At 45.9% G+C, this 26,186-nt stretch carries 28 protein-coding genes; 17 read left to right on the forward strand and 11 right to left on the reverse strand.

Translation table 11 applies throughout. From position 1 onward, the window contains the following. Positions 1-36 precede the first annotated feature (36 nt). Complete coding sequence (locus Q502_RS03425; protein WP_099828968.1) at positions 37-1,539, forward strand: carboxypeptidase M32; 1,503 nt, start codon at positions 37-39, stop codon at positions 1,537-1,539. Here Q502_RS03425 and Q502_RS03430 read toward each other — a convergent pair. The 6 genes from Q502_RS03430 to Q502_RS03455 all read right to left on the reverse strand — a co-directional run bounded on the left by Q502_RS03430 (position 1,536) and on the right by Q502_RS03455 (position 4,764). Further along, entirely contained in the window at positions 1,536-1,997 is a 462-nt protein-coding gene (locus Q502_RS03430) for a helix-hairpin-helix domain-containing protein (RefSeq protein WP_099828969.1), read from the reverse strand. The two genes, Q502_RS03425 and Q502_RS03430, sit on opposite strands and share 4 nt — an antisense overlap. Before the next feature lie 176 nt (positions 1,998-2,173). Then, positions 2,174-2,494, reverse strand: coding sequence for a NifB/NifX family molybdenum-iron cluster-binding protein (locus Q502_RS03435; protein WP_099828970.1), 321 nt, complete (start codon positions 2,492-2,494; stop codon positions 2,174-2,176). Next, complete coding sequence (locus tag Q502_RS03440; RefSeq protein WP_099828971.1) at positions 2,494-3,372, reverse strand: ATP-binding protein; 879 nt, start codon at positions 3,370-3,372, stop codon at positions 2,494-2,496. The genes Q502_RS03435 and Q502_RS03440 overlap by 1 nt, the downstream gene beginning before the upstream one ends. Further along, a complete protein-coding gene (locus Q502_RS03445) occupies positions 3,372-4,223 on the reverse strand; it encodes an ATP-binding protein (protein ID WP_099828972.1) in 852 nt (283 codons plus the stop codon). Before Q502_RS03445 ends, Q502_RS03440 begins: the two co-directional genes overlap by 1 nt. 3 nt (positions 4,224-4,226) lie before the next feature. Further along, entirely contained in the window at positions 4,227-4,448 is a 222-nt protein-coding gene (locus tag Q502_RS03450; RefSeq protein WP_099828973.1) for a DUF5320 domain-containing protein, read from the reverse strand. Between the two features lie 4 nt (positions 4,449-4,452). Next, positions 4,453-4,764 (reverse strand): DUF5320 family protein, encoded by a 312-nt coding sequence (locus Q502_RS03455; protein ID WP_099828974.1) that lies wholly within the window; start codon positions 4,762-4,764, stop codon positions 4,453-4,455. Between the two features lie 125 nt (positions 4,765-4,889). Here Q502_RS03455 and Q502_RS03460 point away from each other — a divergent pair, with 125 nt between their 5' ends. From Q502_RS03460 to Q502_RS03480, 5 genes are all read left to right on the forward strand, one after another. Then, complete coding sequence (locus Q502_RS03460) at positions 4,890-5,486, forward strand: class I SAM-dependent methyltransferase (RefSeq protein WP_099828975.1); 597 nt, start codon at positions 4,890-4,892, stop codon at positions 5,484-5,486. A 101-nt stretch (positions 5,487-5,587) separates the two neighbouring features. After that, entirely contained in the window at positions 5,588-6,520 is a 933-nt protein-coding gene (locus Q502_RS03465; RefSeq protein WP_099828976.1) for a carbohydrate ABC transporter permease, read from the forward strand. After that, entirely contained in the window at positions 6,513-7,334 is an 822-nt protein-coding gene (locus tag Q502_RS03470) for a carbohydrate ABC transporter permease (RefSeq protein WP_099828977.1), read from the forward strand. Before Q502_RS03465 ends, Q502_RS03470 begins: the two co-directional genes overlap by 8 nt. Positions 7,335-7,350: 16 nt before the next feature. Then, positions 7,351-8,595 carry an ABC transporter substrate-binding protein gene (locus Q502_RS03475; protein ID WP_099828978.1) on the forward strand — a complete coding sequence of 415 codons (1,245 nt, stop codon included), beginning with the start codon at positions 7,351-7,353 and terminating at the stop codon, positions 8,593-8,595. Between the two features lie 9 nt (positions 8,596-8,604). Further along, positions 8,605-9,792, forward strand: a complete 1,188-nt coding sequence (locus tag Q502_RS03480; RefSeq protein WP_099828979.1) for a BamA/TamA family outer membrane protein — start codon at positions 8,605-8,607, stop codon at positions 9,790-9,792. 109 nt (positions 9,793-9,901) lie between these two features. On the opposite strand, the gene Q502_RS03485 is transcribed toward Q502_RS03480, so the two are convergent. From Q502_RS03485 to Q502_RS03495, 3 genes are all read right to left on the reverse strand, one after another. Then, positions 9,902-10,564 (reverse strand): anaerobic ribonucleoside-triphosphate reductase activating protein, encoded by a 663-nt coding sequence (locus Q502_RS03485; protein ID WP_099828980.1) that lies wholly within the window; start codon positions 10,562-10,564, stop codon positions 9,902-9,904. Continuing rightward, positions 10,482-12,635, reverse strand: a complete 2,154-nt coding sequence (locus Q502_RS03490; protein WP_099828981.1) for a ribonucleoside triphosphate reductase — start codon at positions 12,633-12,635, stop codon at positions 10,482-10,484. Before Q502_RS03490 ends, Q502_RS03485 begins: the two co-directional genes overlap by 83 nt. A gap of 226 nt (positions 12,636-12,861) precedes the next feature. Beyond that, entirely contained in the window at positions 12,862-13,410 is a 549-nt protein-coding gene (locus Q502_RS03495; protein WP_099828982.1) for a PolC-type DNA polymerase III, read from the reverse strand. A gap of 149 nt (positions 13,411-13,559) precedes the next feature. Here Q502_RS03495 and Q502_RS03500 point away from each other — a divergent pair, with 149 nt between their 5' ends. From Q502_RS03500 to yihA, 6 genes are read left to right on the forward strand one after another with little or no spacing between them, the layout of a single operon-like run. Next, positions 13,560-13,877 carry a hypothetical protein gene (locus tag Q502_RS03500; protein ID WP_099828983.1) on the forward strand — a complete coding sequence of 106 codons (318 nt, stop codon included), beginning with the start codon at positions 13,560-13,562 and terminating at the stop codon, positions 13,875-13,877. Continuing rightward, on the forward strand, positions 13,801-14,874 hold the full coding sequence (locus Q502_RS03505; RefSeq protein WP_099828984.1) for a DUF362 domain-containing protein: 1,074 nt from the start codon (positions 13,801-13,803) through the stop codon (positions 14,872-14,874). The genes Q502_RS03500 and Q502_RS03505 overlap by 77 nt, the downstream gene beginning before the upstream one ends. A 10-nt stretch (positions 14,875-14,884) precedes the next feature. Beyond that, positions 14,885-16,345, forward strand: coding sequence for a glycerol kinase GlpK (gene glpK / locus Q502_RS03510; protein WP_099828985.1), 1,461 nt, complete (start codon positions 14,885-14,887; stop codon positions 16,343-16,345). Next, positions 16,303-16,857 (forward strand): tRNA (adenosine(37)-N6)-threonylcarbamoyltransferase complex ATPase subunit type 1 TsaE, encoded by a 555-nt coding sequence (gene tsaE / locus Q502_RS03515; protein WP_099828986.1) that lies wholly within the window; start codon positions 16,303-16,305, stop codon positions 16,855-16,857. Before glpK ends, tsaE begins: the two co-directional genes overlap by 43 nt. A gap of 4 nt (positions 16,858-16,861) precedes the next feature. Then, positions 16,862-19,237 carry an endopeptidase La gene (lon, locus tag Q502_RS03520; protein ID WP_099828987.1) on the forward strand — a complete coding sequence of 792 codons (2,376 nt, stop codon included), beginning with the start codon at positions 16,862-16,864 and terminating at the stop codon, positions 19,235-19,237. After that, entirely contained in the window at positions 19,218-19,790 is a 573-nt protein-coding gene (yihA, locus tag Q502_RS03525) for a ribosome biogenesis GTP-binding protein YihA/YsxC (RefSeq protein ID WP_099828988.1), read from the forward strand. Before lon ends, yihA begins: the two co-directional genes overlap by 20 nt. A 23-nt stretch (positions 19,791-19,813) precedes the next feature. On the opposite strand, the gene Q502_RS14995 is transcribed toward yihA, so the two are convergent. Both Q502_RS14995 and Q502_RS03535 read right to left on the reverse strand, forming a co-directional pair. Then, positions 19,814-20,107 carry a DUF3795 domain-containing protein gene (locus Q502_RS14995; protein WP_099829019.1) on the reverse strand — a complete coding sequence of 98 codons (294 nt, stop codon included), beginning with the start codon at positions 20,105-20,107 and terminating at the stop codon, positions 19,814-19,816. 79 nt (positions 20,108-20,186) lie between these two features. Then, positions 20,187-21,428, reverse strand: coding sequence for a glycoside hydrolase family 1 protein (locus tag Q502_RS03535; protein WP_099828989.1), 1,242 nt, complete (start codon positions 21,426-21,428; stop codon positions 20,187-20,189). A gap of 99 nt (positions 21,429-21,527) precedes the next feature. Between Q502_RS03535 and Q502_RS03540 the strand changes: the two genes are divergently transcribed. The 5 genes from Q502_RS03540 to Q502_RS03560 all read left to right on the forward strand — a co-directional run bounded on the left by Q502_RS03540 (position 21,528) and on the right by Q502_RS03560 (position 26,090). Then, positions 21,528-22,385, forward strand: coding sequence for a carbohydrate kinase family protein (locus tag Q502_RS03540; protein ID WP_099828990.1), 858 nt, complete (start codon positions 21,528-21,530; stop codon positions 22,383-22,385). 173 nt (positions 22,386-22,558) lie between these two features. After that, the gene (locus Q502_RS03545) at positions 22,559-23,500 is read left to right on the forward strand and encodes a hypothetical protein (RefSeq protein WP_099828991.1); all 942 of its coding nucleotides are present in this window, start codon (positions 22,559-22,561) and stop codon (positions 23,498-23,500) included. 213 nt (positions 23,501-23,713) lie between these two features. Further along, the gene (locus Q502_RS03550) at positions 23,714-24,613 is read left to right on the forward strand and encodes a tyrosine-type recombinase/integrase (protein ID WP_099828992.1); all 900 of its coding nucleotides are present in this window, start codon (positions 23,714-23,716) and stop codon (positions 24,611-24,613) included. Positions 24,614-24,642: 29 nt separating this feature from the next. Beyond that, on the forward strand, positions 24,643-25,395 hold the full coding sequence (locus tag Q502_RS03555) for a PHP domain-containing protein (protein WP_099828993.1): 753 nt from the start codon (positions 24,643-24,645) through the stop codon (positions 25,393-25,395). Continuing rightward, positions 25,392-26,090 (forward strand): DUF2461 domain-containing protein, encoded by a 699-nt coding sequence (locus Q502_RS03560; protein ID WP_099828994.1) that lies wholly within the window; start codon positions 25,392-25,394, stop codon positions 26,088-26,090. Before Q502_RS03555 ends, Q502_RS03560 begins: the two co-directional genes overlap by 4 nt. The last annotated feature ends 96 nt before the right edge of the window (positions 26,091-26,186 follow it).

Below are 26,186 nucleotides of genomic sequence, written 5' to 3' on the forward strand. Positions count from 1 at the left end.
GACCATGATATAATTCATCGAATTGGAGGTGCAGTTTTGGAATTAATAGATCAGCTTAAATCAGAATACTCCGAGATCTCCTATCTTCAGAATGCAGCGGCCCTGATGGTCTGGGATTTGAGGACTTACATTCCCCCTAAAGGGGCCGAGAATAGGGCGGAGGCTCTAGGTTATGTATCAACTCTTGCATTCAAGAAGGCGGTCTCAGATGAATTTGGAGCATTGTTAAGGCAATTGAACGAAAGAGCAACCCAAGAAGGATTAACAGATGATGAAAAAGCAATGGTCAGGGTTGCTACGAAAGCATACAAAAGGGCCAGGTCAATTCCACCTGAGCTTCATCATAGGTTTTCCGTCCTAACGTCTAAGAGTGAAAGGGTATGGGAGAGAGCGCGAAAAGAAAACAGCTTTAGCAGCTTGGAGCCATATCTGGAAGAGATTGTCGCTCTTTCGAGAGAAATGGCAGAACTGTATGGTTATGAAGAAAACCCCTATGATGCGCTACTCGAAGGCTACGAAGAAGGGATGACGGCAAGAAAGCTACGGAAGGTCATCGAACCACTGAAATCAGAACTAATACCCTTCGTAAAAAAGATATTGGATAAAGGCACACATCCTGACACGTCAATCCTTCAAGGGATGTTCAGCAAGAGGGCACAGGAGAAGCTCAGCAGAAGGGCTCTGAAATTCATTGGCTATGACTTCGATGCAGGTAGGCTGGATGAGACTGTCCATCCATTCACGATTGGCATTGGAGTGAATGACGTTAGAGTGACTACCAAGTACGAGATCAAAGAGTTCACACCTTCATTGTTTGGATCTATCCATGAGGGGGGTCACGCAATTTATGAGCAGGGGCTGCCGATTTCTCTGAAAGATACACCTATATATGGTGCATGTTCATTAGGAATCCACGAATCGCAGTCAAGAATGATGGAAAACATAGTGGGAAGAAGCAAGGAGTTTCTATCGTTTTTCTATCCTCAGATTCAGAAGGCTTTCCCGTCAAACTTCAGGAGTGTTTCGCTTGGTGACTTCTATAGAGCTGTAAACAATGTCAAACCTTCGTTGATTAGAATAGAAGCCGACGAAGTGACATACAACTTTCATATCATGGTAAGGTTTGAGCTTGAAGAAGCGTTGATGAAAGGCGATTTGAAAGTGTCTGAGCTTCCGGCTGCCTGGAATGCAAAGATGAGAGAATACCTGGGAATTGAACCTGAGAGCAACCGGGACGGTGTGCTGCAGGACATTCATTGGCCATCGGGAATGATTGGATACTTCCCCTCGTATATGCTTGGAAACCTTTACGCCGCTCAAATGTACGCGAAAGCAAGACAGGATATCCCAAATCTCGAAAAGAGGATTGAGAAGGGAGACGTTCTGGCTCTTGTAGACTGGTTGCGAAAGAATATTCATGCTGTAGGCAGAAAGCATGAACCGGAGAGGCTTCTCAAAGTAGCGACGGGAAAGGAGCTAGATTCTTCTTATTTCTTGAAGTATGTCATCGATAAGTATTCCGAAATCTACTTCATTTAGTTCTCAGAGGCCTTTAGACCTTTAAGTAAGGCCTCAATTTCGGAGAGTCTGTCGGATGAAAGCTTCAGACTCTCCTTTCTACTAGTAAGAAAGGAGATTATTTCCTGTGGCTCAACGATCGCCATATCTTTCCACATGAAAGAAATTACTTCAGTGTCTACAAGGTTATGTGAGGTGAGAAGGTATATTGGCGAGGGCATTTCATCACTTATCTCACATACCTTGCTGATCTCACCCTTCTGTAGGTACTCGAGAGATTTGTCCACTACGGCCTTTCCAATGCCTCTTATTTCCAAGAGCTTTGTTATGTCACCATCTGAGAGACGGCCTTCCGGCAAATTAGATCTGATTATTCTTGCGGCGAATTCGTAAGTCCTTATCTTGAACGGGTTGTCTCTTATGACCTTGAGAAGTCTCGAGAGCAAGTCAAATTGCATTGCAAGTTCCTCTTTTCTCACCGGTATCACCTCTCAGTGTATTTTACACCGCTGAACACCGGCAAAGAAATCAGATGCTCGGAATTCTCTTGCGCTCCATTTGAAATGAATCTATTTGCCTAGACACAATTTAGGCAGACAAAAAGCTTCAATTATTGACACAGGGATCGGGATATCAGGGGATAGGCCCGTCGGATCTATTTTTTCCTTCTGCTAATAACAGCTTCAATGTTCTCCTTTGCCGTGCCAACAAAAGCTTCATAGAAAGCTATACCTGCTGCTTCTATAGCTTGAATGGCGTTGCCTCCAAGATGGAAAGCTATTATTGTGTCTATCCCTTGCTTTGTGAGCATATTTACGGCCATAGGTCCGGCACCGTGCGCCACACTGTTGTCTGGTTCTACATATTCTTCGCTTCCCGTTTCCGGGTCATACAGCAGAAAGAACTTAGCTCTGGCAAATCTATCGTCTGGGATGCTGTTGATACTCTTTTCTTTCACTGGGATAGCTATTTTCATTATTCTTCTACACCTCCGGAAATTTTCCGTTTCAACCTCAAGGCAATTCGCTTTATTGCTTGCGCTGCCGTAGAGTCTTCAATTGCAACAACCGGTTTTCCCATAATCGTCGCTTTCTCTACCTGCTCGTCAAAGGGAATCTTGCCAAGCAGTTCTATTCCGTTGGCTCCACACCAGGACTCTATGAAAGCGCTCTTGGATGTATTCAAATCCCATTTGTTTATAACTATTCCAAAGTCTCTCTTGAAATGTTTTATTGTCTCCACTATCCTTGCAAGATCGTGGTTTCCAGAAACAGTCGGTTCGGCAACTGCAAGAACGTAAGTTGCCCCGGTAATCGATGAAGTTGCGGGGCACCCTATTCCCGGGGCACCATCGATCACAATTACTTCTCTTTTTTCTCTCTCTGCGACATTAATTGCCAGCTTTCTGACCTCGGCCACCAACCCTCCAGAAGTCTCTTCCCCTGGAGTCAATAAAGCGTGGACAAGAGGGATTTCATTCGATTGAGACAAGAAGTACTCGCCCGACTTATTGTCTTTGAGTGAAATCGCATCTGCCGGGCAGACAGCCACACACATGCCGCATCCCTCACATGCGTAGGGATCGATTGAGTAAGGACCTCCCCTGATAATCGCATCGAACCTGCAGAATTTCTCGCAGAGTCCGCATGATATGCATTGATCAGAAATTTCGGCCTTTTTGCCACCATAGTATTCAAATTTCTCGATCTGCTTATTCTCAAGAATGAGGTGAAGGTTTGGTGCGTCTACGTCACAATCGGCCATCACTATTGAGTCAAAAAGAGAGGAAAGCGATCCTGCAAGTGTTGTCTTACCAGTTCCGCCCTTTCCACTTACTATGGCAAGTTGGAACATCATGACACCCCCGATGAAGAGATGATCTTTTCCGCCAGTTTTTTGAACCGTATCTTCCATGGTGGCGAAGTCTCAGTAAATAGCTTGCCTTCTGAATAGGCTTCCGCTATGCTGCGGTCAAAGGGTATTCTTTCGAGGAGAACGAGGTTTTCTTCACCAGCATACTCATCTATCATTGTGTAAGAATTCGTATCTCTGTTGATTACGACACCGAAAGGAATTTCCATCTCTCTTACAATTTGAACTGCAAGTTTCAAATCATGAAGACCAAATGGAGTGGGTTCGGTTACCAGTATCGCGAAATCTACTTTTCTTAGTGTCTCTACCACGGAACAGGACGTTCCCGGGGGAGAATCAATGATGACGAGCTTATTTCGATCGATATTCTCTTTAAGCTTTCTGATAACCCTTACAGGGGATGGTTCCCCAATTTCCAGTATTCCCATTCCAAAATCGATTTTGTTGTTGATCTTACCCGTCATGACTTTTCCAATGGTTTTTGGCCTCTCGCTGATTGCCTTCTCGGGACAGACAAAAGTGCACAAACCGCAGCCATGACACAAAGATTCAAAGACCATGACACCCGTGTCAAAAACAGAAAGTGCTCCAAACTGGCAGGCTTCAGCGCATTTGCGGCAACGAGTGCACTTTTCCTTGTCTATTACGGGAAGCATCAGCTCAATTTCCTCTTCATGCTCAATCTTTGGGTTAAAAAACAGATGTACATCGGGTTCTTCTGCGTCTGCGTCCAGAAGTTGAACATCAAACTCTTCAGATATTGCGTATGCGAGGTTTGTGGCAAGGGTTGTCTTTCCTGTGCCTCCCTTGCCACTTAGTACGGCAATAACCAAGGCCTACCACCATCTCCTGAAGCGATAGCCCATGCCTCTTCCGGCTCCAAAACCTCCCCCAAAACCCATCCTTCTTCCGAGAAAAAGTCTTCTCCTCGGATATGGTCGGTAGTAGTTCCTTGCGGGTGTCGGCCTCGACACTTGATCAACGGGAGCACAGTTTCCCATGCCCCAGCCGGTCATCGGCCCATAACCTTCGGGTCCAGTTCCATCTCTCCACGGCATATTCTCACTCCTCCTCTTCAGTACTGTTTGTGTTTTCAAGCGTTTCCAATCTCTTCTCTATTTCCTTGAGCTCTTCGCCGATCATCTCAAGCTCTCTCTTAAGCATCGCTTGATACTCCTTCAGTTCCTGACTCTCCATCTCAGCTGAAATCTCCTGATCGTAGGCGTATGGTCCATAATAACCGAAACCTCTTCCGGGCCCAAATCCCCTACCGTATCCCATTCCTCTTCCGTATCCTGCTCCATATCCAGGGCCGTACCCGTAGTATCTGCAGGAACCGTCTCTAAACCTCATAGGACCAGATCCAAATGGCATATTGTCACCTCCTATATATGCACTAATCATATATATTATACTGGTTGCAGCTAGCAATGTCAACAACAGATCTAGCTTTGCCGAATTCTGTAGAATTTCTGATATTATCTAAGTGAGGAGGATAGATGGGAAACAAAGCGCATGTCTTGCTGTTTTCACTAATAGCTCCATTTTATAACGTTGCTTTCAAGTCGCAGCTTAAAAGTTATCGAAGCCTTTTGAAAGAACACCGTTCTCTACTTGGCGACGACATCAAGAGCGTTCTCGATATCGGTTGCGGAACAGGTGCTCTTGCCAAAGCATTCGATGAACTGGGATACCGAGTAACGGCTGTAGATGCTTCGACTCCCATGGTAGTAATAGCAAGGCATAATCTTAAGGAAAGCGGGGTCAAAGTCGTTCAAGGCGACTTTTTTGAGAAGCTTCCCTTTGAAGACAATAGTTTTGATCTTCTCGTTGCATCTTATGTTGTACACGGTCATAAGATTGACGGCAGGGAGAAGTTTTATAGAGAGAGTCGCAGAATATGCAGGAAAGAGGTTCTGATTCATGAGTTCTTTCCGAATAGAAATCTCTTGGTCTATGTTGTCGAGTTCTTCGAAAGAAGCGATTACAGAAACTTCGTTCCGAAAGCCTTCGAAGAGCTCAAAGAGAATTTTCCCATTGTAAAAGACGTTAGGCTTTCATCTACGACAGGGTGGTATTTATGTCGGTGCGACTAGACTCTCAGGTTAGTTGAGTCTTCAGGATTTTGAAATTTGTGGGCGTTCAAGGAAGGGCTGGTATTTCAGTATTTGAACAATAGCATTATGGAGGTCTACAGGTGAAGAAAGCTACTCCTTATATATTTATTGCACCTGCAGGTGCAATAATTGGTTTCTTTCTCTTATATCCTTTGATATACTCATTTGCCATTAGCTTTTTTGAGTGGGACCTGTCTCCGACAATGACTTTCGTTGGTTTGGGGAACTACTCACAGATTCTCTCATCGAGCGAATTCTGGGACTCAATGTTATACACCGCTTATTACATTCTCGGCGTTCTCCCTTTTTCGCTCCTTATCGGTTTTCTCTTTGCCAATCTTCTGAACGATTCGACGATGAAGGGGATAGGGTTCTTTCGAATGATTTACTTCCTTCCGGTAGTTACATCACCCATTGCTGCCGGTATGGGCTTCAGCTTTCTGTTCAGTACGGAACTCGGTTATGTGAATCATATCATCTCCTTGTTTGGCGGGGATTACATCAACTGGTTAACTAATCCTCAGGGCGTAATTCAAATTCTTTTCAACTGGACAGGCATTCAGCTTCCCAGAATTCTGCAGGGGCCGAGCGTAGCGCTTTTCGTGATAATTCTAATGGGAATATGGCAGAATATCGGATATGCCATGGTTGTCTATCTGGCCGGTCTTCAGAATATCCCGACCACATACTATGAAGCGGCGGCGTTGAGTGGAGCTAACAGGTTCCAGATGTTGAGAAAGATCACCGTTCCGCTTCTTTCACCGACAACGTTCTTCCTTCTCATAATGTTCAGCATAAGCTCCTTCCAGGTCTTTGGACCGATTATGGTTATGACTCCAGACGGCGGACCGCTTAACACAACCTCCGTTGTCGTGTTTCGGCTTTATCGAGAGGCCTTCTCCTATTACAGGTTTGGCTATGCGTCCGCAATGGCCTTTGTTCTCTTCCTTTTTGTGATATTTTTGACTGCATTCCAAGTAAAGACAATTGAAAGGACCGTTCATTATGAGTAAGAGGATTGGAAGGATTCTGAAGTACTTCGTGTTGATATCCGGTGCAGTTGTGATGATTTTCCCGTTTTTCTGGTCTTTCATGACCTCCTTTAAGGATTTGCGAGAGATTCTCATGGATCCCTTTTCTCTTATCCCGAAGGAGTTCACTCTGAAGAATTATGTTAGTGTTTTCACGAAAGTTCCATTCGCAAGATACCTTCTAAATAGCACTATCGTAGCGCTGGGAACCACTTTCTTGCAACTTGTGACGGCCTCTCTGGCGGCCTTTGCATTTGCGAGAATGAGATTTAGGGGCAGAGAAGTGATATTCTACATCTTTCTGGCAACTATGATGATCCCTCAGCAAGTCGTAATGATTCCGCAGTATCTCGTTGTAATGAGACTCAATCTGGACAACTCATACCTTGGCCTCATTATTCCTCACGCAGCTACTGCGATCTCGATCTTTTTTCTGAGGCAGTTCTTTCTCACGATTCCAAGGGATCTAGAGGATGCTGCGATAATCGATGGTTGCGGTCCTTTAAGAACTCTGCTAAATGTTTTTTTACCTCTCACAAAACCCGCGATAGCAACAATCGCAGTCTTTTCTTTCATGTGGTCATGGAACAACTACTTCTGGCCCCTCTTGATTATTAGCGAACCTGAGATGAGAACTGTTCAGTTGGGACTAGCAATGTTCAAGTCTGAAGGGGGAATACAGTGGGGAGAGTTTATGGCCGCAACTGTAGTGGCTACGCTTCCGATCATGATAGCCTATTTCATCGCTCAGAAGCAATTCGTGAAGGGAATAACCCTTACGGGACTAAAAGGATAGCGATAAGGAGGAAGAGATGAAAAGAGTGACCATGGTAGTTATCTTGATGATCTTTGCACTAACGGGAATGGGAGCTGTCACGCTCACATTCTGGCACTCGATGTCTGATTATCAGAAGCCGATTATCGACAAACTCGTATCTGATTTCAACAAGGCACACAAGGACATCACTGTAAGGGCAATCTTTCAAGGCTCGTACGATGAGACCGTTACGAAACTAAAGGCGGCTTTGCTGGCAGGAAAAGGGCCGGATGTAGCGCAGGTGAACATCGAGCACATCCAGATATTTTCAAAAGACCATTCTCTCCAGGATCTCACAGATCTTCTGGCCGGCGATCCTACGCTTGACCCCGATGACTTTGTCCAGAGCTTCTGGCAGACAATAGTTCGTGACGAAAAGCCATATGCGCTTCCTTTCAACATCAGTGCGCTTATGCTTTTTTACAACAAGGATCATTTCAGAGCAGCGGGACTTGATCCAGACAGACCTCCTCAGAACTGGGAGGAACTCGAGGAATACGCCAGAAGACTCACAATAAGAAAATCTCTGGATTCCAGACCCTCTCAGTATGGTCTCTTATGGGGTGTAGACACCATGTTCTATCAGTTTGAACCTCTTGTCTGGCAGAACGGAGGAGAGATTTTCAATGAAGATATGACCGAGTGTGTAATCAACTCTCCTGAGGGAGTCGAGGCTCTGGAAACGTGGAGGCGTTGGTTCGTCGAGGGTTTGTCTCCGGTGGACTTGACCATCGATGAAGGAATACAGTCCTTCACAATGGGGAGAATCTCGATGGGCCCCATGACGAGCGGAGGAATTCGGTACGCTCTCGAGAACATACCCTGGAGTCTGGGAGTAGCCCCTCTTCCTGAAGGTAAGCAGAAAACCACAACGCTTGGAGGAGGTTCTCTTGCCATAATGGCCGGACTCTCAGAAGAGAAGCTTCAGGCCGCCTGGACCTTCATCAAATGGATGGTTTCAGAGAAGAACACATTGTTCTGGTATGAGGGAACGGGATACATGCCGGTTCTGAAGTCTGCAATGAGTTCTCTTGAGATACAGCTTATCTGGCAGCGCTTCCCGCAGTTGAAGGCTCCAATAGACTCGATAGAGTTTGCCAGACCCAGACCGGTTCACACAAATATTATTGAGATCAGGAATATTCTTTACGACGCTGTTGAGCAGGTAAGAAAAGGTGTTTCAGAGCCAAAATCGGCTTTCGATAGTGCTGTTACGAAAGTCAACGCGTTGCTTGAGTGAGGTGATGATATGAAGCGAATACTTCTGTCGGTAATATTCATTTTCTTTTCTCTAACGGTTTTTGCCAACAAAATCGTTGAAATTGAAGTAACAGGTGTTGATAAGACACTTCCACAAGTGGTAATCAATATTTCCGGGCTCAAGATCGGTGAAGATTTGGATATCGAGAGAGTCTACAGGGCAAAGAGAAATCTGGAAGAATGCGGTCTCTTTACAGACGTATATTTTCAGCTTAGAGACTCAAATGGCGACTATAAGCTGGTGATTACGGTTCAGGAGAGTTCGACAATCTATCCCTATTTCGGCGAGTACATGTCGATGGGTTTGGGGGAGAGAAATCTCCTCGGTACCGGTGTTAATCTCTATGGTGGGGTTCGGTTTCTCAGATTGACCGACAAGAAAATCCTCGGTTTCCTTCCCCAACCCGAGTTCTTCTGGGGGGGATTGAGATTTGGCGCAAGCACCCTTAGCGTCTTTGGAACAGGAATCAATCCCTTCATTGAAGTGACTCTGTTTAAAGATGTTCCGTGGCAGGCAGATACTATTCTTTCTCTTAGTTCTGTAGATCTGGGTGCGACATATCCCATTGGAGACTACGTTGCTGGACTCTCTTACACCTTTGAAAGTGCAACATTTGAGGCTACGGATTCAAACGACTACTCTGTATCAATACTAACAGGAGCCTTTGCCTTTGGGGATGAAGACAATTATCAGGAGAAGAGAGGTAATCTCTACGGGCAGACAAATCTTTCCTTTGGATTTGGGGAAGGAATATGCTATCTCCAGCAGAAGGCGTCTGTAAATTACTGGTACAGGATCATTGGAAGAATTTATATCGAGAGTGAGACAAGAGCAGGTGTGACTTATTTCGGAGATGCGCCGGTCACCAGGAGCTTCTACCTGGGAGGAAGCACCGATCTCAAGGGCTGGAACCCCAATGCATTTAATCCTAGATTCTATGCGCTGGAGATACTTCAGGCAGGAGTCCCTCTCACTGAGAGCTTCGGCATTGCTCCTTCCGATGATATGAGCGTCTTCATTCCCAAGCTCTACTTGATGGCGGCCGCGGGTGACAACGCCACTCTCGGTCTGTCGATAGGAATAGGTTTCGAGTGGAGAACACCACTGGGAGTTGGAGTGGAGCCTCAAGTATTCTTCGGAGGAGACGGTTTCAAATTCTACTTCGAACTCAGGTAACTTCTTGGCTAGCTTCACAAGAAGGTCATTTGCTTTTCTTTGCAAGCACAAAACGAAAGAACCGGCCACGAAAAAAGGCCGGTTCTTCTGCCACCCCATGTCCTTCAGCTTACTTCCTAACGAAAACGTTTTTCACATATTCAGAGAGCGAGTCGGCGAATTCGCTTAACACTGAATCCGGATAAGGTGGCGATTCGCAAAACCCGGATACCGGTCTATACTGCTGAACTGAAACCAACGACGCCCCGCTGCACATTCTCGCGAGCTCTTCGAAATCCTTTTCAGGAACGTAAGGTGGAAACATTGTGATCCTTATCTCATGAGTGGAGAAAGTCTTTGCCAATTCAATACTCTTCTGGATTTGCTTCAGATTTACAGTAGAAAAAGGCTCATAGTTCAGAGACTTGAGATCAACTGCGACATAGTCGATGACATTCAGGAACTCCCTGAGAATGTCTGAATTCCAGCCATTGGTATCGAGCTTAACCAACACAGTCGGAAATTGGGCCTTCAGTCTTTCGACAAATGGAATCAGATCATCTGCCCTGAGTGTAGGCTCCCCCCCGGTAATAACAACCGCATCAATGAGAGCCGCTCTTCTGTCAAGGTACTTGAAGACCTCTGATTCACCAACTTTCTCCTCTACCGATTTCTTCAGTTCAGGATTGTGGCAATAAGCACAGTCGAAATTACAGCTTGAGGTAAACAGTGTCAGGGCTACTTTGCCCGGATAGTCCACTAGACTGACCCTCTCCATTCCTGCGAAATTCATCTATTCTCTCTCCCCTGATTATGTAGGTCTCTCTCGTCTTAAATTCTTCCTGTTTTCCAGTGTTCCAGTTCTGTACTGGTCTGTAGTAGCCTGTAATCCTTGAATACACTTCGGTTGGCTTTCCGCATTCGGGACATGTGAACTGTTCACCTCTTATATATCCGTGGTTCTGACAGACTGAATAGGTTGGTGAAATCGTGAAGTACGGAATTCTATAATTCTCTGCGATCTTCCTCACAAGTTGCCTGGTCGTTTCCCAGTCAGATATCCTCTCTCCAAGGAAGGCGTGAAACACTGTGCCGCCTGTATATTTCTTCTGTAGTTCCTCCTGAAGGTCTAGCGCGCTGAAAATATCCTTCGTGTAGTCCACAGGCAAATGGGATGAGTTTGTGTAATACGGGTTGTCCTTTCCCGCAGTAAGTATTTGAGGAAATTTCTCTTTGTCCATCTTGGCGAGCCTGTAAGCCGTTGATTCGGCCGGTGTCGCCTCAAGGTTGTAGAGATGGTCGGTTGTCTCCTGATAGCCGATCATCTTGTTTCTCATGAAGTCCAGCACTCTCAATGCAAACTGATAGCCCTCTTCTTCGGCTATAGTCTTTCTGATCCATCGGGCATTCATACTTGCTTCATTCATTCCTATCAAGCCAATCGTAGAAAAATGGTTATCGAAGTTCTTCAGATATCTCTTTGTGTATGGATAAAGGCCTTCACTGTTCAGTTTCTCAACTACCGATCTCTTTATTTCAAGGCTTCTGCTCGACAAATCCATCATTTTAGAAAGACGTGCAAAGAACTCTTCTTCGCTCTTACTGAGGTATGCAATTCTCGGCAAGTTTATCGTAACGACGCCGATAGACCCAGTGAACTCATCCGAGCCGAAGAGCCCTCCCCCTCTTCTCTTCAGTTCTCGTTTATCGAGCTGAAGCCTGCAGCACATACTTCTGACATCATCCGGGTCCAGATCAGAGTTTATGAAGTTCTGGAAGTATGGAGTACCGTATTTGCTGGTTATCTCAAATAGAAGCTGGGCGTCTTCGTTGTCCCAATCGAAATCCTTTGTAATATTATATGTGGGTATCGGATACTGGAAACCGCGTCCGTTGGCATCACCCTCGTCGAGAATTTCCAGAAAGGCTCGGTTGATCATCTTCATCTCTTCCTGACAATCACCATATGTGAAGTCCATAGCTTTGCCGCCGACAATAGCAGCTTCGCTCTTTAGCTTGGATGGAACCACCCAGTCAAGAGTAACATTCGTGAAGGGGGCCTGTGTTCCCCATCGAGAAGGTGTGTTTACTCCGAAAACGAAAGACTGAATGTTCTGTTTCACTTCCTTCAAAGAGAGGTTATCTACTTTTACAAATGGGGCCAAATAGGTGTCGAATGAAGAGAACGCCTGGGCGCCTGCCCATTCATTCTGAAGTATTCCGAGGAAATTGACCATCTGGTTAACGAGCGTTGATAGATGCTTTGCAGGTGAGGAGGATACCTTTCCACGCACACCACCAAGTCCTTCTTCTATGAGCTGTCTCAGGCTCCAACCCGCGCAGTAGCCCGAGAGCATCGATAGATCATGGATGTGAATGTCCCCCTCGCGGTGGGCATTCCCAATTTGGGGATCGTATACCTCCCTCAGCCAGTAATTGGCGGTCACAGTTCCACTGTTGTGCAGAATCAGACCGCCGATAGAGTAGGTTACTGTGGAGTTCTCGTGAACTCTCCAGTCGAGCATGTCAAGATAACTGTTGACTGTCTTAGAGAAATCGAGCATGGAAGAATCGAGTTCTCTTAGCTTTTCTCGATGCCTTCTGTATAGAATATAGGCTTTGGCAACGTCAGCGAATCCTAGACTCTCCAAAGTTCTTTCAACGGAATCCTGGATATCCTCTATGTCCACCAGATTATCGGTGGCCTTCGACTGAAAATCGGCTACTACCCTTAGCGCAACCCTCTCAAGAATATCCTCGTTAAAATGTGTTTCAGTTGCCTCAAATGCTTTCTTCATGGCGCTGATTATCTTCTCCAGGTCGAATTCGACTATGGCTCCATTCCTTTTTCTTACATTCAACATCTCAATACCTCCATGAATCGGCTAATGATGTAGGACTCTATAAATTGTGTCCAAGAATGATTTTACCACAATATATGGGTAATTCAAAAAAAGAAAAGAGCATAATTTGGGCTAAGAAACCGGTTCTTCCGGTAAGAAAAATCTGCGATTTGTCGTGAAAGACTTTCCAGCAGTGGTCCACAGAATTACCGGGAAAAGGCGATCAAATATTCAAAGATTGCAATCGTTACTTGTGAGAGTTCCGTATGAAACGAGTTACGTTGTTTTTACCAATTCTAGTTAACATCGCGATAAAAGCGTCTGCTGTCGCGAGAGCATCTCCAAGCGCCCTGTGTCGCGATTCGGGAATTATGCCCAGTCTAGCAAGCAAAATATCCAGATTGTTTCTGCCATATCTGAAAACGGTCTTGGACATTTCTACCGTGTCGATATACGAATTGTCCAGTTTGCCAAGCCCGGATTTGATGCCGAAGTGATTTATAAACGAGAGATCAAAGAGAGCGTTATGGATAACAAGGGTCGAATCGCCCACGAAGGAATAGAAATCCTTTAATACGTCTGCCACCGAAGGTTTCCCTTTAACTGTGAGATTGCTGATTCCCGTCAGGGCAGTTATTGTAATCGGGATTATGCACCCGGGGTCTATTAGTGATTCAAAAGTGTCGTTTCTGTAGACCTTCCAGTCTCTCACTCGCACCCCAGCCACTTCTATGAGCCTTGCACCTCGCTCTACGCTTAGCCCGGTAGTTTCAGTATCAAGGACAACAAACTCCAATAGACTTCCCTCCCCTTAGATTTTATAATGAAGTGAGTGTTTTCAGAATAAGGTCAAAAAGAAACTTGTGAAGAATTATACAGATCATGGGAGCTCTTTTCCAAACCAAGGGCAACGTATAGAGTATAATTTTTATGAGGTGATCCACTATGGATGACAAGGTAAATCATTCCGAAGAGGAAATCAGGGAACGGTATAGAAAGGCTCTTGAATCAGCAGTTCAAAAAGCTCCGATAAGATCTGGAGAGAGACTGTATCTCACAGATCTCTGGGCCATCACCTCAATTCCTGAAGAGGTCATTGTGGAGACTCTTGCTTCTTCCGAGCTGAAGCTGCCCGAAGGGGTGTCCAGCATAGTCGATGATAGAAGGAAAAAGAAGAGGATCATTTATGGAAAACGAGAATCTAATGAAAAGGGTGGCGGTCCTAAGCAGCCCAGAATACGCAAGGTGCAGGAAGAAGATTAGCGAAGGGCTGGACCTGATCGAGTTCAACGAAACTCTGCAGGGAAAGAAAGTTCTTCTGAAAGTGAATCTTCTATCGGCAAGATCTCCGGAAAACTGTGTAACCACGAATCCTGCTTTTGTGCGCGCGGTTGCAGAGATCTTCATGGAGAGGGGAGCCAATGTGAGCATCGGGGATTCTCCGGCAAGCGTGAGCACTGCAGTCGCTGCCCATGCATCCGGGATCGCCTCTGTCTGCGAAGACCTGGGCGTTCCACTTGTCGATTTCGATGATCCCGTTCCTGTAGTCCTGGAGCATGGTACGTACAGAAGCTTCGAAATTGCCAGGCCGGTTCTTGAAACCGATCTTCTGGTGAATCTTCCGAAGCTCAAGACACATTCACTCACTCAGGTCACATTCGGGGTAAAGAATCTTTTTGGCTGTGTTCCGGGTGTTAAGAAGCAGGGTTGGCATTTCAGAGTAAGAAACATGAAGGAGTTCTCGGTTATGCTTCTTGATCTGGCTGGCTATTTGAAGCCGTCCCTGACAATAATCGACGGCGTAGAAGGCATGGATGGCAACGGTCCGTCGAACGGGAGGATTATAAGGCCAGGAATAATTGGCATTTCAGAAGATGTTTTCGCACTAGATGATGCCATCGCAGAACTCTTTGGAGTGATAAATTCGAAGGTCCCAATTCTCCGTTTGGCAAGGGAGAAAGGGTTAGTAGGAAATTACAAGGTTGTCGGAGATGAAGTCGAGCCGAAAAAACTCTCTCTCCCCGAGACAAATTTAATAGGTGTTTACGGTGCATCCCTATTGAGGAGATTAGTAACAAAGTTTCCGAAAATAGATAGGAAGAAGTGTGTGAGCTGTCGTGTTTGCGAGAGGGCCTGTCCGGCTGGAGCAATCGACATAAGCAGGTTAAATATCGATTATGGTAAGTGTATAGCTTGTTACGTTTGCCATGAACTTTGCCCTGAAGATGCTATCGTCTTCAGAAGACGTATTCATAGATAGGAGGGGTTAGATGAAGTATATTCTTGCTATCGATCAGGGAACGAGCAGCAGCAAAGCCGTTCTTTTTGATGAAGAACTGTATCAAGTTGCCGTTGCTCAGGAGGAGTTTGCGCAGATCTATCCCAAACCCGGGTGGGTTGAGCACGATCCTAGAGACATCATCTTAAGCACAATGGGTTCAATTGAGAAAGTAGTCTCGGATGCCAGGATCTCATTCAGGGAAATTGCGGCAATCGGCATCACAAATCAAAGAGAAACGGTCGTTGCCTGGGATTCGGTGACTGATCAGCCGCTCTACAACGCAATAGTGTGGCAGGATAGAAGAACTGCCGACAGATGCAGAGAGATTGAAGAGTCTCATGGAGAATTGATAAGACGAAAGACCGGCCTCAAGCCGGATCCCTATTTCTCCGCGACGAAGATGGAATGGCTGCTGGAGAATGTACCGGTAGTTCGAGAGGCGGCAAGAAAAGGGCGATTAAGATTTGGTACGATTGACTCCTGGTTAATCTGGAATCTGACTAGAGAGAATCTCCATGTTTGTGATTTCTCGAACGCGTCGAGAACGATGTTGTTCAACATCGAGAAGCTTGAATGGGATCGCGACCTACTCAATCTCTTTGGAGTGGAGAAAGAGTTTCTGCCCGAAGTGGTGGAATCGAGTAAGCTTCTCGGTCCTTCGATCTACGGCCCAAATATCGGGGGAATAGCTGGAGATCAACAGGCATCGCTGTTCGGTCAGACGGCCTTTCAGACCGGTGACGCGAAATGTACTTATGGGACTGGTTCATTTATATTGATGAACATTGGAAACAAACCAAAGATTTCCGATCATGGCTTGCTTACGACAATAGGCTGGAAGTCAACGGAAGAGACAGTCTACGCTGTGGAAGGTTCGATATTTGCCACCGGAGCCCTTATAAGCTGGTTGAAAGATGGACTGGGGATTATTGACAGCCCTTCCGATACGGAGCCTCTTGCCAGAGAAGTCAATGACAATGGAGGAGTCTTTTTCTCCGGTGCCTTGACAGGGCTGGGAGCTCCTTACTGGAACTCCTCAGCAAGAGGAATGATGATCGGTCTAACAAGGGGAACGAGGAAGGCACATATAGTAAGAGCCGTTCTCGAATACATCGCTTTCAGGACAAGAGAAATTCTTGAGCTGATGGAAAAAGAAACGGGAATCACGCTCAACAAGCTGCTTGTTGACGGAGGAGTTACCCGAAATAACTTCTTGATGGAGATGCAGGCAAATATCCTGAATATCCCGGTTGACAGATCTCTGATAAAGGAAACGACCGCGCTTGGTGCTGCAATGCTTGCAGGAATATGCACAGATCTCTGGGATCGGGAGAGCTTGAAGAACAAGAGAATAAGCGAAGTTGTCTTCGAACCTTCGGGCGATAGAATGGAGGCAGAGTACAAAAGGTGGAAAGAGGCGTTGAAGAGATCTATGAACTGGGCGAACTAGAGCTGAAAAATCTCGAGACTTTTGCACAAGAACTTGGAGAGGCACTCGAAGGAGGAGAGACGGTCCTTCTATTCGGTGATCTGGGCAGTGGAAAAACGACGTTTGTAAAGGCGCTGGCCAGCGGGTTGGGAATCGATAAGGATAGCGTGAGAAGTCCGACTTTCAACATTGTCAACTTCTATCCCGGCCGATCCTCGACTGGCGGAAGCGCCGATGTCGAAACGGTAAGAGTGCATCCCGCTCTCATTCACGTCGATCTGTACAGGATTACCGGTGAAGAAGAGGTTCTGGATCTAGCTATCTACGATCTAATGAATTGCAATACGGTTCTAGCGGTAGAATGGCCTAAACTTTACTTTAAGTATGTCTGCGAGCCTTATCTCATAGTTGAACTGGAGCATTTCGACGAGATCAAGCGAACCGTGAAATTGAAGCCATTCGGCCGCAGAATGAAGAGCATTTTGGATCGTTTGGTTAAGAGAATAGATCAAGATAAGAATGAAGGAAGGTGAATAGATGGCTCAGAAGTTTGAGTTGCTTGAAAAGGCTGCTGTAGGAAGCGAGCGAAAGATTGAGATACCCGACAAACTGCCGGTTATACCGACGAGAACAAACATGTTGGTATATCCTTCTTCAGTTATGCCGTTGTATGTTGGACGCGAGAAGTCTCTGGCGGCGCTGGAGGAGTCAATTGGCAAATTCAATCAGATGGTATTTCTCGTTTCTCAGAGGGACATTACTAAAGAAGAACCCGAGATCGAGGATCTATTCGAGATTGGAACGATAGCGAGAATAGTACAGCTGATGAAGATGCCCGATGGGAACTACAAGATTCTTGTTGAAGGCTTGACAAGAGCCAGGCTCTCTTCAGTGGAGGAAGGAGAGAGCACGTTTATCGTCGTTGCAGAGAAGCTGAAGTCCAAGGGTAGAAAAAGTAAGATGCTTCAGGCGCTGGTTCGAAGGGTGAAGGAACTTGCGCTGAGATATGTATCGATGAGCAGACGTTTCCCCGACGAAGCGATAATGGCGCTGGAAGATACTTCCGATGCAGACAAGTTTGCAGATTTCGTTTCCTCAATGGTGCCCTTTTCTTTGGAAGAGAAACAACGTCTTCTCGAGGAAATTGAAGCGAAGGATCGTCTCAATACGCTAATGGAGTTACTAACGAGAGAGATAGAGATTCTCTCTCTAGAGGAAGAACTAGACAAAAGGGTTAAACAGAAGATTGAGCAGGGGCAGAAGGAGTACTACCTGAGAGAAAAGATGAGAGCGATCCAGGAGGAGCTCGAGGGCGAAGAAGACGAGGAAATCAAAGAGCTTAAAGAGATGGCCGAGTCCGGCGAGCTTCCTCAGGAGGTAAAGGAAAAGGCAGAGCAAGAGATCTCGAGACTGGAAAAGATGTCCCCATATTCTCCGGAAGCGACGGTTGTGAGAACCTATCTCGATTGGTTGTTGAACCTCCCTTGGCAGAAAGAGACAGATGATGAGATAGTGATCAAGGACGTCAGAAAGACTCTTGATAACAATCATTATGGACTGGACGATGTGAAGGAAAGGATTCTTGAATTCCTGGCGGCCAGGAGGTTTTCGAAGAACCTGCGCACTCCGATTCTTTGCCTCGTTGGGCCTCCGGGTGTTGGGAAGACTTCACTTGGTCGGTCTGTTTCCGAGGCTATGGGAAGGAAGTTTGGTAGAATCTCGTTGGGAGGCATGAGAGACGAGGCAGAAATAAGGGGCCACAGACGTACTTATGTAGGAGCGCTTCCGGGCAGGATTATGCAGATGATCAGAAAGCTGAAGACCAGAAATCCGGTAATCGTGCTTGATGAAGTCGACAAGATGGGAATCAGTTTTCAAGGAGACCCCGCTTCTGCTCTTCTCGAGGTCCTTGATCCCGAGCAGAACAACAGTTTTACCGATCATTTTCTGGAAGTGCCTTTTGACCTTTCCAGAGTCCTGTTCATTACCACGGCAAACGTTCTCTATTCGATCCCTGCCGCTCTGAAAGACAGGATGGAGATTATCGAGATTCCAGGCTATACGGAGTCTGAGAAGTATCACATAGCCAGGGAGCATATATTGCCGAAGCTTCTCGATGAATACAACATGAAGGCCGGTAGACTCAAAATAACACCGGCCGCAACAAGAGACGTAATTAGAGACTACACAAGAGAAGCCGGAGTTAGGGAACTCGATAGAAATCTGGCGAAAATCATCAGAAAGGCCACCCTGAAAATAGCTGAGGGCGCTGATTCAATCTCGGTCGGTGTCAATGAACTGGGAGAGTATCTTGGAGCACCTCTATTCAAAGAGAGTGATTTCAGGAAGCATCCAGAGGTCGGCGTGGTGACTGGACTGGCCTGGACATCGGTTGGGGGAGAAATCATGTACATTGAAGTCCTGCCCGTTTCCGGGAAAGGAAAGACTATCATAACAGGTCAGCTGGGCGATGTTATGAAGGAATCGGCACAGATCGCGGCGTCGCTTGCCAGAAAGCTTTGTGGAGATGAGAAGTTCAACGAGATCTTCGAGAAGAAGGACTTCCATATCCACGTTCCCGAAGGGGCCGTTCCCAAGGATGGACCCAGTGCCGGGATTACTCTCACGACGGCGATTGTCTCGGCCGTCACCGGAAGAAAAGTGAGAAACGACATTGCAATGACTGGGGAGATAACTCTTAGAGGGAAGGTACTGCCCATTGGTGGTTTGAAAGAAAAGCTGATGGCAGCTTACCGTGCCAGAATGAAGAAGGTTCTGATTCCTCTTGCAAACAAGAGAGATCTCGATAAAGTCCCCGAAGAAATAAAGTCGAAACTGGAATTCGTCTTTGTTGAGAATATAAGCGAAGTACTAGAGGAGGCTTTGATTCAAGGTGATGGTGAAGAGTGCTGAACTTGTCCGAACTGTATACACGAAAGGCGAATATCCCCCTCCATTAAGGAGGGAGATAGCCTTCGCAGGAAGGTCAAATGTCGGCAAGTCTTCTTTGTTGAACGCTTTGTTTGGAAGGAAACTTGCGAAGACAAGTTCGACTCCTGGAAAGACAAGATCGATAAATTTCTATGGAGTAAACGGAGAGATCTATTTCGTTGATCTGCCCGGTTATGGATATGCAAAGGCCTCTATGTCGGAAAGAGAGAAGTGGCAGAGGCTGATTACCGACTATTTCGAATCGAGAGAAGACCTCTCTCTCGTTGTTATGCTCGTTGACATAAGGCACCCGTTGCAGCCGGCAGACGAGCAGATGCTTGAGTGGCTTACGCACTATTCCATCCCTTTTGTCTTGGTTCTGACAAAGGCCGACAAACTATCGAAGAATCGCCAGCTCCAGATGAAAAGATCGATAACCGAGGAAGTTACCTTTTGGGGAAAACCTCCGGTATTTGCAGTTTCTTCAGAGAAACGGCAGGGAACCGAAGAGCTTCTAGGAGTTCTGATTCAGTAGTTGCCGTGAGCTATTATCGAAAATCAGATGTGTCTTCTTGATAGATTCTCTTTCATCGACCTGAGTCTGCCGAGTGCCGATCTGTGGTGTGGATAGGCTGATGCTCGTTCTTTAAGGGCATCGCAAGGGAACTCTGCACATTCATAACAGTGACTCAGGCTTCGTTTTGCTACACAACAATCAAAAATGTTGCAGCTTTCTGTCCAGCGGTAAGATCCTTCACCCGCTTGGCAGCCGCTGCATCTAACTAGTGCCGAATCTACATTTCTGCTTCTCCAATAGCTCAGCTTTTCTTCGGTCCGAAGAAGATAGCATATCTAGAGCATTCGATACCACATGGAGCAATTATCGGCGATTTCGCTATGGCAACACTCCTTTTAGCTTTCTGCGTTGGTACTATTTCAGACTGTCCCTGATGAAATCTCTGAATTTTGCAACGCTCTCTCTAGGCCTTAATTCGAGACTCTCTTGAACCGTTTCGTAGAGTCCGAACTTCATTGAGTAGCCTTCTTTCCATTCGAAATTGTCCATAAGTGACCAGTACAGATAACCGAATACACGGGCTCCCTTATCCATAGCGTTTCTTAGTCCTGACAAAGCTTTCTCGATATACTCCCATCGTCGTGCGTCCGATTTGTCGGCAATTCCATTCTCAGTGATCATTATCGGCAGTCGATACCTCTTATATGCCTTCAGAACAACCTCTTCAATCCCCTGCGGGAAGAACTCATACCCCATTTCCGTTTTCTCAAATTCATTACCCGCTGCGATTTCAGGGAGGGGCTTCGAGTACTTGGCGAAGATTCGCGTGTAGTAATTGATGCCCAGGAAATCGAGCTTTGATTCTATCTCAGGCACCGCTTCTCCTTCGCCGAGAGGCTTAACTATACTGCCCTTCATCAGACTATCAAGATAACTGTAGTTGTAGACTCTGTCCAGATAATTTGCTACCAGCCTGTCTCCTGGATGGAACTTTCTGAGAGGGAAGAAAGGCATCATATTAACAGCTACCCCTACCATCGCCGTTGGATTCGACTCCCTTATTACGTCATATGCCTCGCTGTGGACATAGAGAAGATTAGCGAGGACTTTCATAGCCCTTCCCATATCCTTGACTTCCGGCGGCCATTCTCCCGTCAAATAGCCCATGACTGCGTAGACGTTCGGTTCGTTCACAGTGACCCAGTAGTGAATGAATTCGCCCATAGACTCGACGATTCTCGAGACGAAACGACGAAAGTAACGCAGGTTCTCCTTATTCTCCCAGCCTCCCATCTCCGAGAACCATTGAGGAAGAACGAAATGGTTGAGAGTAAGAATGGGCTGGATTCCGTTCTCAGTAAGCGCCTTGGAGAAATCTCTGTATCTCTCTAGTACACTGTCATCAAATCTGTTGATTTTTGGTTCAATTCTCGCCCACTCAACCGAGAATCTGTAGGCCTTTACACCCAAAGCCTTAACAGCCTCCAGATCCCTGTCGAGATTCTCCCAGCTACCACAAGCTATGTCGGAAGTGTCGCCATTCTTGACCTTTCCCTGATGTTCCCATTTGTACCAATCAGAAAAGACATTGCTTCCTTCTATTTGATGACCGGCCGTTGCGACACCCCATATGAACCCGTCTGGAAATGAAAGCATAGGCGAACCCTCCCACGTCATTTTTTTGTACGCTCATAAACAATTATAATCGTGAAAGGAAGCAAAAGCCAAAATTACCTAAAGAGTTGAGGTTAGAATATGAGATTATCTGTGGTTGGCAATGTGAATATAGATCTCAGCGCCTTCATCAACGAAAGTAAAAATGTTGAAGAGAACAGGATTAAGGAAATGATGTTCACTATCGGAGGAAGTGCGGCAAACACGGCAATCATGTTGAGTAGGTTGAGAAAGAACGTGTTTTTGCAGGGTGCAGTGGGGACTGATCGGTTCGGCGACATGGCAATAGAGGCTTTGACAAGAGAAGGGGTGGATATTCGGTATCTAGCTCGAATAGAAGGAAAGACGGGATTCTGTTTCTCCGCAGTTTCTACAGACGGCCAAAGACACCTGTTCACATACAGGGGTGTTAATGAAGTCAATTATCCTGTTGATGTATCCTCTGACTTCTACCATTTTGGGGGGATAGCCCCCGATCAAGTTATCAATCTCTTGAAGGAGATCCGTGAGCCGAGGTTTTCTTATAACCCGGGAGGGATAGTGACCTTTGAAAGAGGTGCAGAAGTTGCTGATCTTGCTGCGCAATGCGAAGTGCTTCTTGTTAACAAGAGCGAATGGCTACATCTTAGAGGCTTTTTGAAGACTGAGCCAAAAGTTGTTGTGGTTACTCTTGGAGCGGAGGGAGCAAAGATCAGTGACGGGAAACGCGTAGACGCCTTTCCCACAGAGGTAGTAGATACAACGGGAGCGGGAGACTCTTTCAACGCAGGATTCTTGCATGCATATCTTTCCGGTAGGACGGAAACAGAATGCTTGAAGACAGGAAATTTGCTTGCATCTATGGTTGTTGCCAGACCTGGAGCTAGTCCATTCTTTTCGTATTCGGATATACAACGATTAGCTAGTAAATATAACATTGTAGTCGATATGCTAGTATAATACCGTATACGCGTTGTTAATAGTGCCTTGCAACGTTTGATTTATGTAATAAAGTATAGCAATATACAGCTCTCTATAAGTAGTATATATTTGCATACAAATTTAGAACATGTATATATAAACAATGTAACTCGTGATTGTTTTTGTGTTAGTATAATGTAAGAGGTGATACTATGCCAGCACAGATTGCATCTGTCGATGTTGTGAGGATACTTGGCAAGCTCAGTGATGAAGGTGGAGAGCATTCAAGTAGGAGCAGGTTCATTAGAGAGTTCCTTTCGAAATACAAGACACCGGAGATGGTAATTAGTGATATTGACGGGCTGCTGGAAGCCTACCCCACATTCAAAGGCGATTCTGAGAGTCTTGGGAGAGCGTTTGCAGATCTGGTCAACAGACTGGCCGAGATCTCCGGCTTTTCTGTGGATTACGTCAAATACTCAGGCAGAGAGAAGATCACGGGTATCTGGAAGGTCGGGGAGGATATACAGATAAGAGTAGCCGCCATCATCTGCGCCAGCTTCGAAGAAGCAAAGGGTGTAGCCAGAAATGCGCTGCTCATACTGCCTGAGGCTATCGACCTGGGTAGGCCCTTCGTGACTGTGGGACGCCTGGGAATGTTGTTCGCGATGATAGAGCAGATTGAGCTTCCTGTAAGTTCGGTAGCCTCGATTCTTGTAACTGACGATGACTACGACAAAAGGATATCTTCGTTTATGGAGCTGATGCTTCTTGCCTTCAAAAAGGAACTCGCTCGAAAGCCGCAAGTCTCTCTTCAGAAGGAGTGGACAAAAGAGGAACTGGAAGACTTCATTATGAACAGATTGAAACTTCCTACAGTTGGCATGTTGTTCTCCTTGCTCGATTCTCCGATGGTCGGAGACGATCTGGTGGGGAAAATAAACGAGTTTCTGGAGATGAACGAGAGCGAACTGGTCAAAGGACCAATGGCGTTGGGCGCTATAATGGGAGCTCTTTCAAAACACTACTCGGGAATCAAGGAAGAGCTTGTGGTGCGAGAGGGAAAGAGGTATAGACTTGCAGATAAATACAGAGCTATAATATCGGAAATCAGAGCGCGCTTTGAGAGAGCATTACAGACAAATGCTCGTTAAACGGCTCATAGCGCTCGTTTCTTGCTGTTTGGATAGTACAAGATGCATCCTGTCAAAAAAATGCGTTACAGGGCAATATACGAGATGTAATTCTATAATGCGCATTTGATAAGACTTACAGAACACGGTATAGAGAATGGGCTGTGTTATAATACAATATATGAGTCATAATGACTATTATGACTCATAATGTATGACAATTTGGGGGTATGTATGGAGTTTGTCGAAGCCGTCGAGAGATTCAAGGACAATATGGAATATGTTAGGAATATGTCATTCAATACTATCGCAGCATATCTTTCGGATCTTCACCACTTTCAGTTGTTTCTAGAGAGTCATAATACCGATTTTAAAGAGGTGAAGAGAAGAGACATCGAACTTTTCGTGAAGGAGTATTCTCAGGGGAAGTACTCCAGGAAGAGGCCTTCAGCAACTACCGTCTCGAGGAACCTCTCAACTATTAGGTCATTCTATACATTTCTTTATATAAGCGGTACGGTTGGCAAGGTCCCTACGGAGCTCATAAAGAACCCTAAGACGAGACGCAGGATCCCCGACTACATAAGTCATGATGAGGTAATGAAGATCATATCGTCTTTCAAGGAAACCAATCTTGGCAAGAGAAACAAGGCTATTGTGGCGGTGATGTACTTCTGTGGACTGAGAGTCAGCGAAGTATGCAAACTAAGACTCGGTGATCTTAGGATGGGTAATTCGCCAGCTGTAAGAATACTGAGCGGAAAGGGAAATAGAGACAGGGAGGTTCCTCTGAACGATCAGGTCCTTGCCATAATTAAGGATTACCTCCAGATAAGGAAGGATTTCCCCCTCAGCGAGTATGAGGATCATGTCTTTATCGGGACCCGTGGGGAGCCGATGGCGAGGAACGTTATTCCAAAAGTACTGAATACACAAATAAAACTTGTATATCCAGAGAAACGAGTAACTCCGCATATATTCAGACATAGTTTTGCTACACAACTTCTACAAAAAGGAGCAAGCATAAAAACAGTACAGGAATTACTTGGCCATGCTAATCTTTCTACAACTAGTATATATTTGCATATAACCGACAGAGAAAAGAGAGCGGCTGTACAATTGCTTTCTGATTAATATGCTAGTATAGATTGCGGAGCCTTATGATGATAGATATTCACAATCATACAATTTTTTCAGACGGAAGGAATACGGTCGAGGAAGTTATTCAGTCGGCTTCACTCAAAGGGCTTCATGTCGTCGGCATATCAGATCACTTCGACCCTTACGTCTCTCAGGAAGTCTGCTTGCAGCCCGAAGAAACGGGGGGCTATCTGAAGGAGATCAAGAGCTTTGAGGGGAAGTTTCCCATCAAGATACTTGCCGGGCTTGAACTGGGTCTTCAGTCCCAGGGTATTCTCTTGCCTTTTGAGGAGATGGATTTCTTCATCTACTCAGTCCACACGGTTCCGGGAAGGCCAGATCTGAAGACTCTTGAAGACCCTTGGGATATCTACCTTCGCGAGGCGACTCTAGCAGTTGATTTGATCGAGAAACCGGGTTTTCTTGGCCATCTCGATTTCCTCAGAAGGCATATTCCTTACGCAAAGCCTCCTAGATCCGGACCGCAGATGGATCAGCTGCTTATGAAGCTGGTATCCTGTCATGTGGGGCTTGAAGTCAATACTTCGGGCTGGATGTACGGAATCGGAGACCCTACCCCTCAATCATGGGTGATAGAGAGATACCTCGAACTCGGAGGACGTCTACTGACTATAGGTTCTGACTCTCATAGAGCATATCAGGTGGGGAGCTACAATTCACAGGCCGTTTCTCTTCTATGTAAGCTTGGAGTTAAAGAGGTATTCTACTGTGAGAAAGGTAGTTACGTTTCCCACTCGATTGCGGAGGCGAGATGAGCGAAAGACAGTTCATGGGATTTTCAGGTGAGACTATTTCATTTCTCATGGATCTCGGGATGAACAACAACCGTTCCTGGATGGATAAAAACCGTGATCGGTATCGCGTGTGCTTGCTTGAACCCTTCAAGGCACTTGTAAGTGAACTTGCGCCCTTCATGGAAAGGCTTGATCCCTTTATGGAAGTGAGACCTCAGGTTGGAAAGACCATAAGCAGAATAAGTCGGGATGCAAGGCGCAACAAGGGAAAGCCTCCCTACAGAACCAATATGTGGTTCACTTTCAGGGTGCCAGGGCCCGACTGGAAGGACTCTCCCGGATACTTTTTTGAGCTCTTTCCCGACAGATACCGTTACGGTATGGGATTCTACTTCCCATCTCGAGAGACTATGAGTAAGATCCATGAAGAAATAGCGAAGAATCCATCGAGGTTTACAGAAAAGACTCGTATTCTGAGAGAGAGCGATTTCTCGGTTTTCGGAGAGAAGTACAAGAGAAGACGGAAGAGAGAAGGAGTGTCCGAAGAGCTGCTCGAATGGTTTCAATATAGAGACTTCTACATCGCTGCCAACCGGGAGATAGACGACATTCTAATGACTTCAGCCTTAGTTGATCATCTGAAGATAAAATTCTCTTCACTTTCGGAGCTGTACGAATACTTCTGGGAGCTTAAGATGAAAGCAAGCGAGGATTAGCAGTCGGTAAATGGATCTACAGGTTTTTACAGAGGTGATCAGAGATCCTTTTTGACGCAATACCATAGAGCTGCTAGAATGGTTTCAATATAGAGA

The organism is Mesotoga sp. Brook.08.YT.4.2.5.2. (genome assembly GCF_003351125.1).
Classification (GTDB): Bacteria; Thermotogota; Thermotogae; order Petrotogales; family Kosmotogaceae; genus Mesotoga.

What these genes read in the sequence shown, in the direction of transcription:
- Q502_RS03435 (WP_099828970.1), bottom strand. Translation starts at nt 2,494, where the DNA reads ATGAAAATAGCTATCCCAGTGAAAGAAAAGAGTATCAACAGCATCCCA.
- Q502_RS03440 (WP_099828971.1), bottom strand. Translation starts at nt 3,372, where the DNA reads ATGTTCCAACTTGCCATAGTAAGTGGAAAGGGCGGAACTGGTAAGACA.
- Q502_RS03450 (WP_099828973.1), bottom strand. Translation starts at nt 4,448, where the DNA reads ATGCCGTGGAGAGATGGAACTGGACCCGAAGGTTATGGGCCGATGACC.
- Q502_RS03455 (WP_099828974.1), bottom strand. Translation starts at nt 4,764, where the DNA reads ATGCCATTTGGATCTGGTCCTATGAGGTTTAGAGACGGTTCCTGCAGA.
- Q502_RS03460 (WP_099828975.1), top strand. Translation starts at nt 4,890, where the DNA reads ATGGGAAACAAAGCGCATGTCTTGCTGTTTTCACTAATAGCTCCATTT.
- Q502_RS03470 (WP_099828977.1), top strand. Translation starts at nt 6,513, where the DNA reads ATGAGTAAGAGGATTGGAAGGATTCTGAAGTACTTCGTGTTGATATCC.
- Q502_RS03475 (WP_099828978.1), top strand. Translation starts at nt 7,351, where the DNA reads ATGAAAAGAGTGACCATGGTAGTTATCTTGATGATCTTTGCACTAACG.
- Q502_RS03480 (WP_099828979.1), top strand. Translation starts at nt 8,605, where the DNA reads ATGAAGCGAATACTTCTGTCGGTAATATTCATTTTCTTTTCTCTAACG.
- Q502_RS03485 (WP_099828980.1), bottom strand. Translation starts at nt 10,564, where the DNA reads ATGAATTTCGCAGGAATGGAGAGGGTCAGTCTAGTGGACTATCCGGGC.
- Q502_RS03490 (WP_099828981.1), bottom strand. Translation starts at nt 12,635, where the DNA reads ATGTTGAATGTAAGAAAAAGGAATGGAGCCATAGTCGAATTCGACCTG.
- Q502_RS03500 (WP_099828983.1), top strand. Translation starts at nt 13,560, where the DNA reads ATGGATGACAAGGTAAATCATTCCGAAGAGGAAATCAGGGAACGGTAT.
- Q502_RS03505 (WP_099828984.1), top strand. Translation starts at nt 13,801, where the DNA reads ATGGAAAACGAGAATCTAATGAAAAGGGTGGCGGTCCTAAGCAGCCCA.
- glpK (WP_099828985.1), top strand. Translation starts at nt 14,885, where the DNA reads ATGAAGTATATTCTTGCTATCGATCAGGGAACGAGCAGCAGCAAAGCC.
- lon (WP_099828987.1), top strand. Translation starts at nt 16,862, where the DNA reads ATGGCTCAGAAGTTTGAGTTGCTTGAAAAGGCTGCTGTAGGAAGCGAG.
- Q502_RS03535 (WP_099828989.1), bottom strand. Translation starts at nt 21,428, where the DNA reads ATGCTTTCATTTCCAGACGGGTTCATATGGGGTGTCGCAACGGCCGGT.
- Q502_RS03540 (WP_099828990.1), top strand. Translation starts at nt 21,528, where the DNA reads ATGAGATTATCTGTGGTTGGCAATGTGAATATAGATCTCAGCGCCTTC.
- Q502_RS03545 (WP_099828991.1), top strand. Translation starts at nt 22,559, where the DNA reads ATGCCAGCACAGATTGCATCTGTCGATGTTGTGAGGATACTTGGCAAG.
- Q502_RS03550 (WP_099828992.1), top strand. Translation starts at nt 23,714, where the DNA reads ATGGAGTTTGTCGAAGCCGTCGAGAGATTCAAGGACAATATGGAATAT.
- Q502_RS03555 (WP_099828993.1), top strand. Translation starts at nt 24,643, where the DNA reads ATGATAGATATTCACAATCATACAATTTTTTCAGACGGAAGGAATACG.
- Q502_RS03560 (WP_099828994.1), top strand. Translation starts at nt 25,392, where the DNA reads ATGAGCGAAAGACAGTTCATGGGATTTTCAGGTGAGACTATTTCATTT.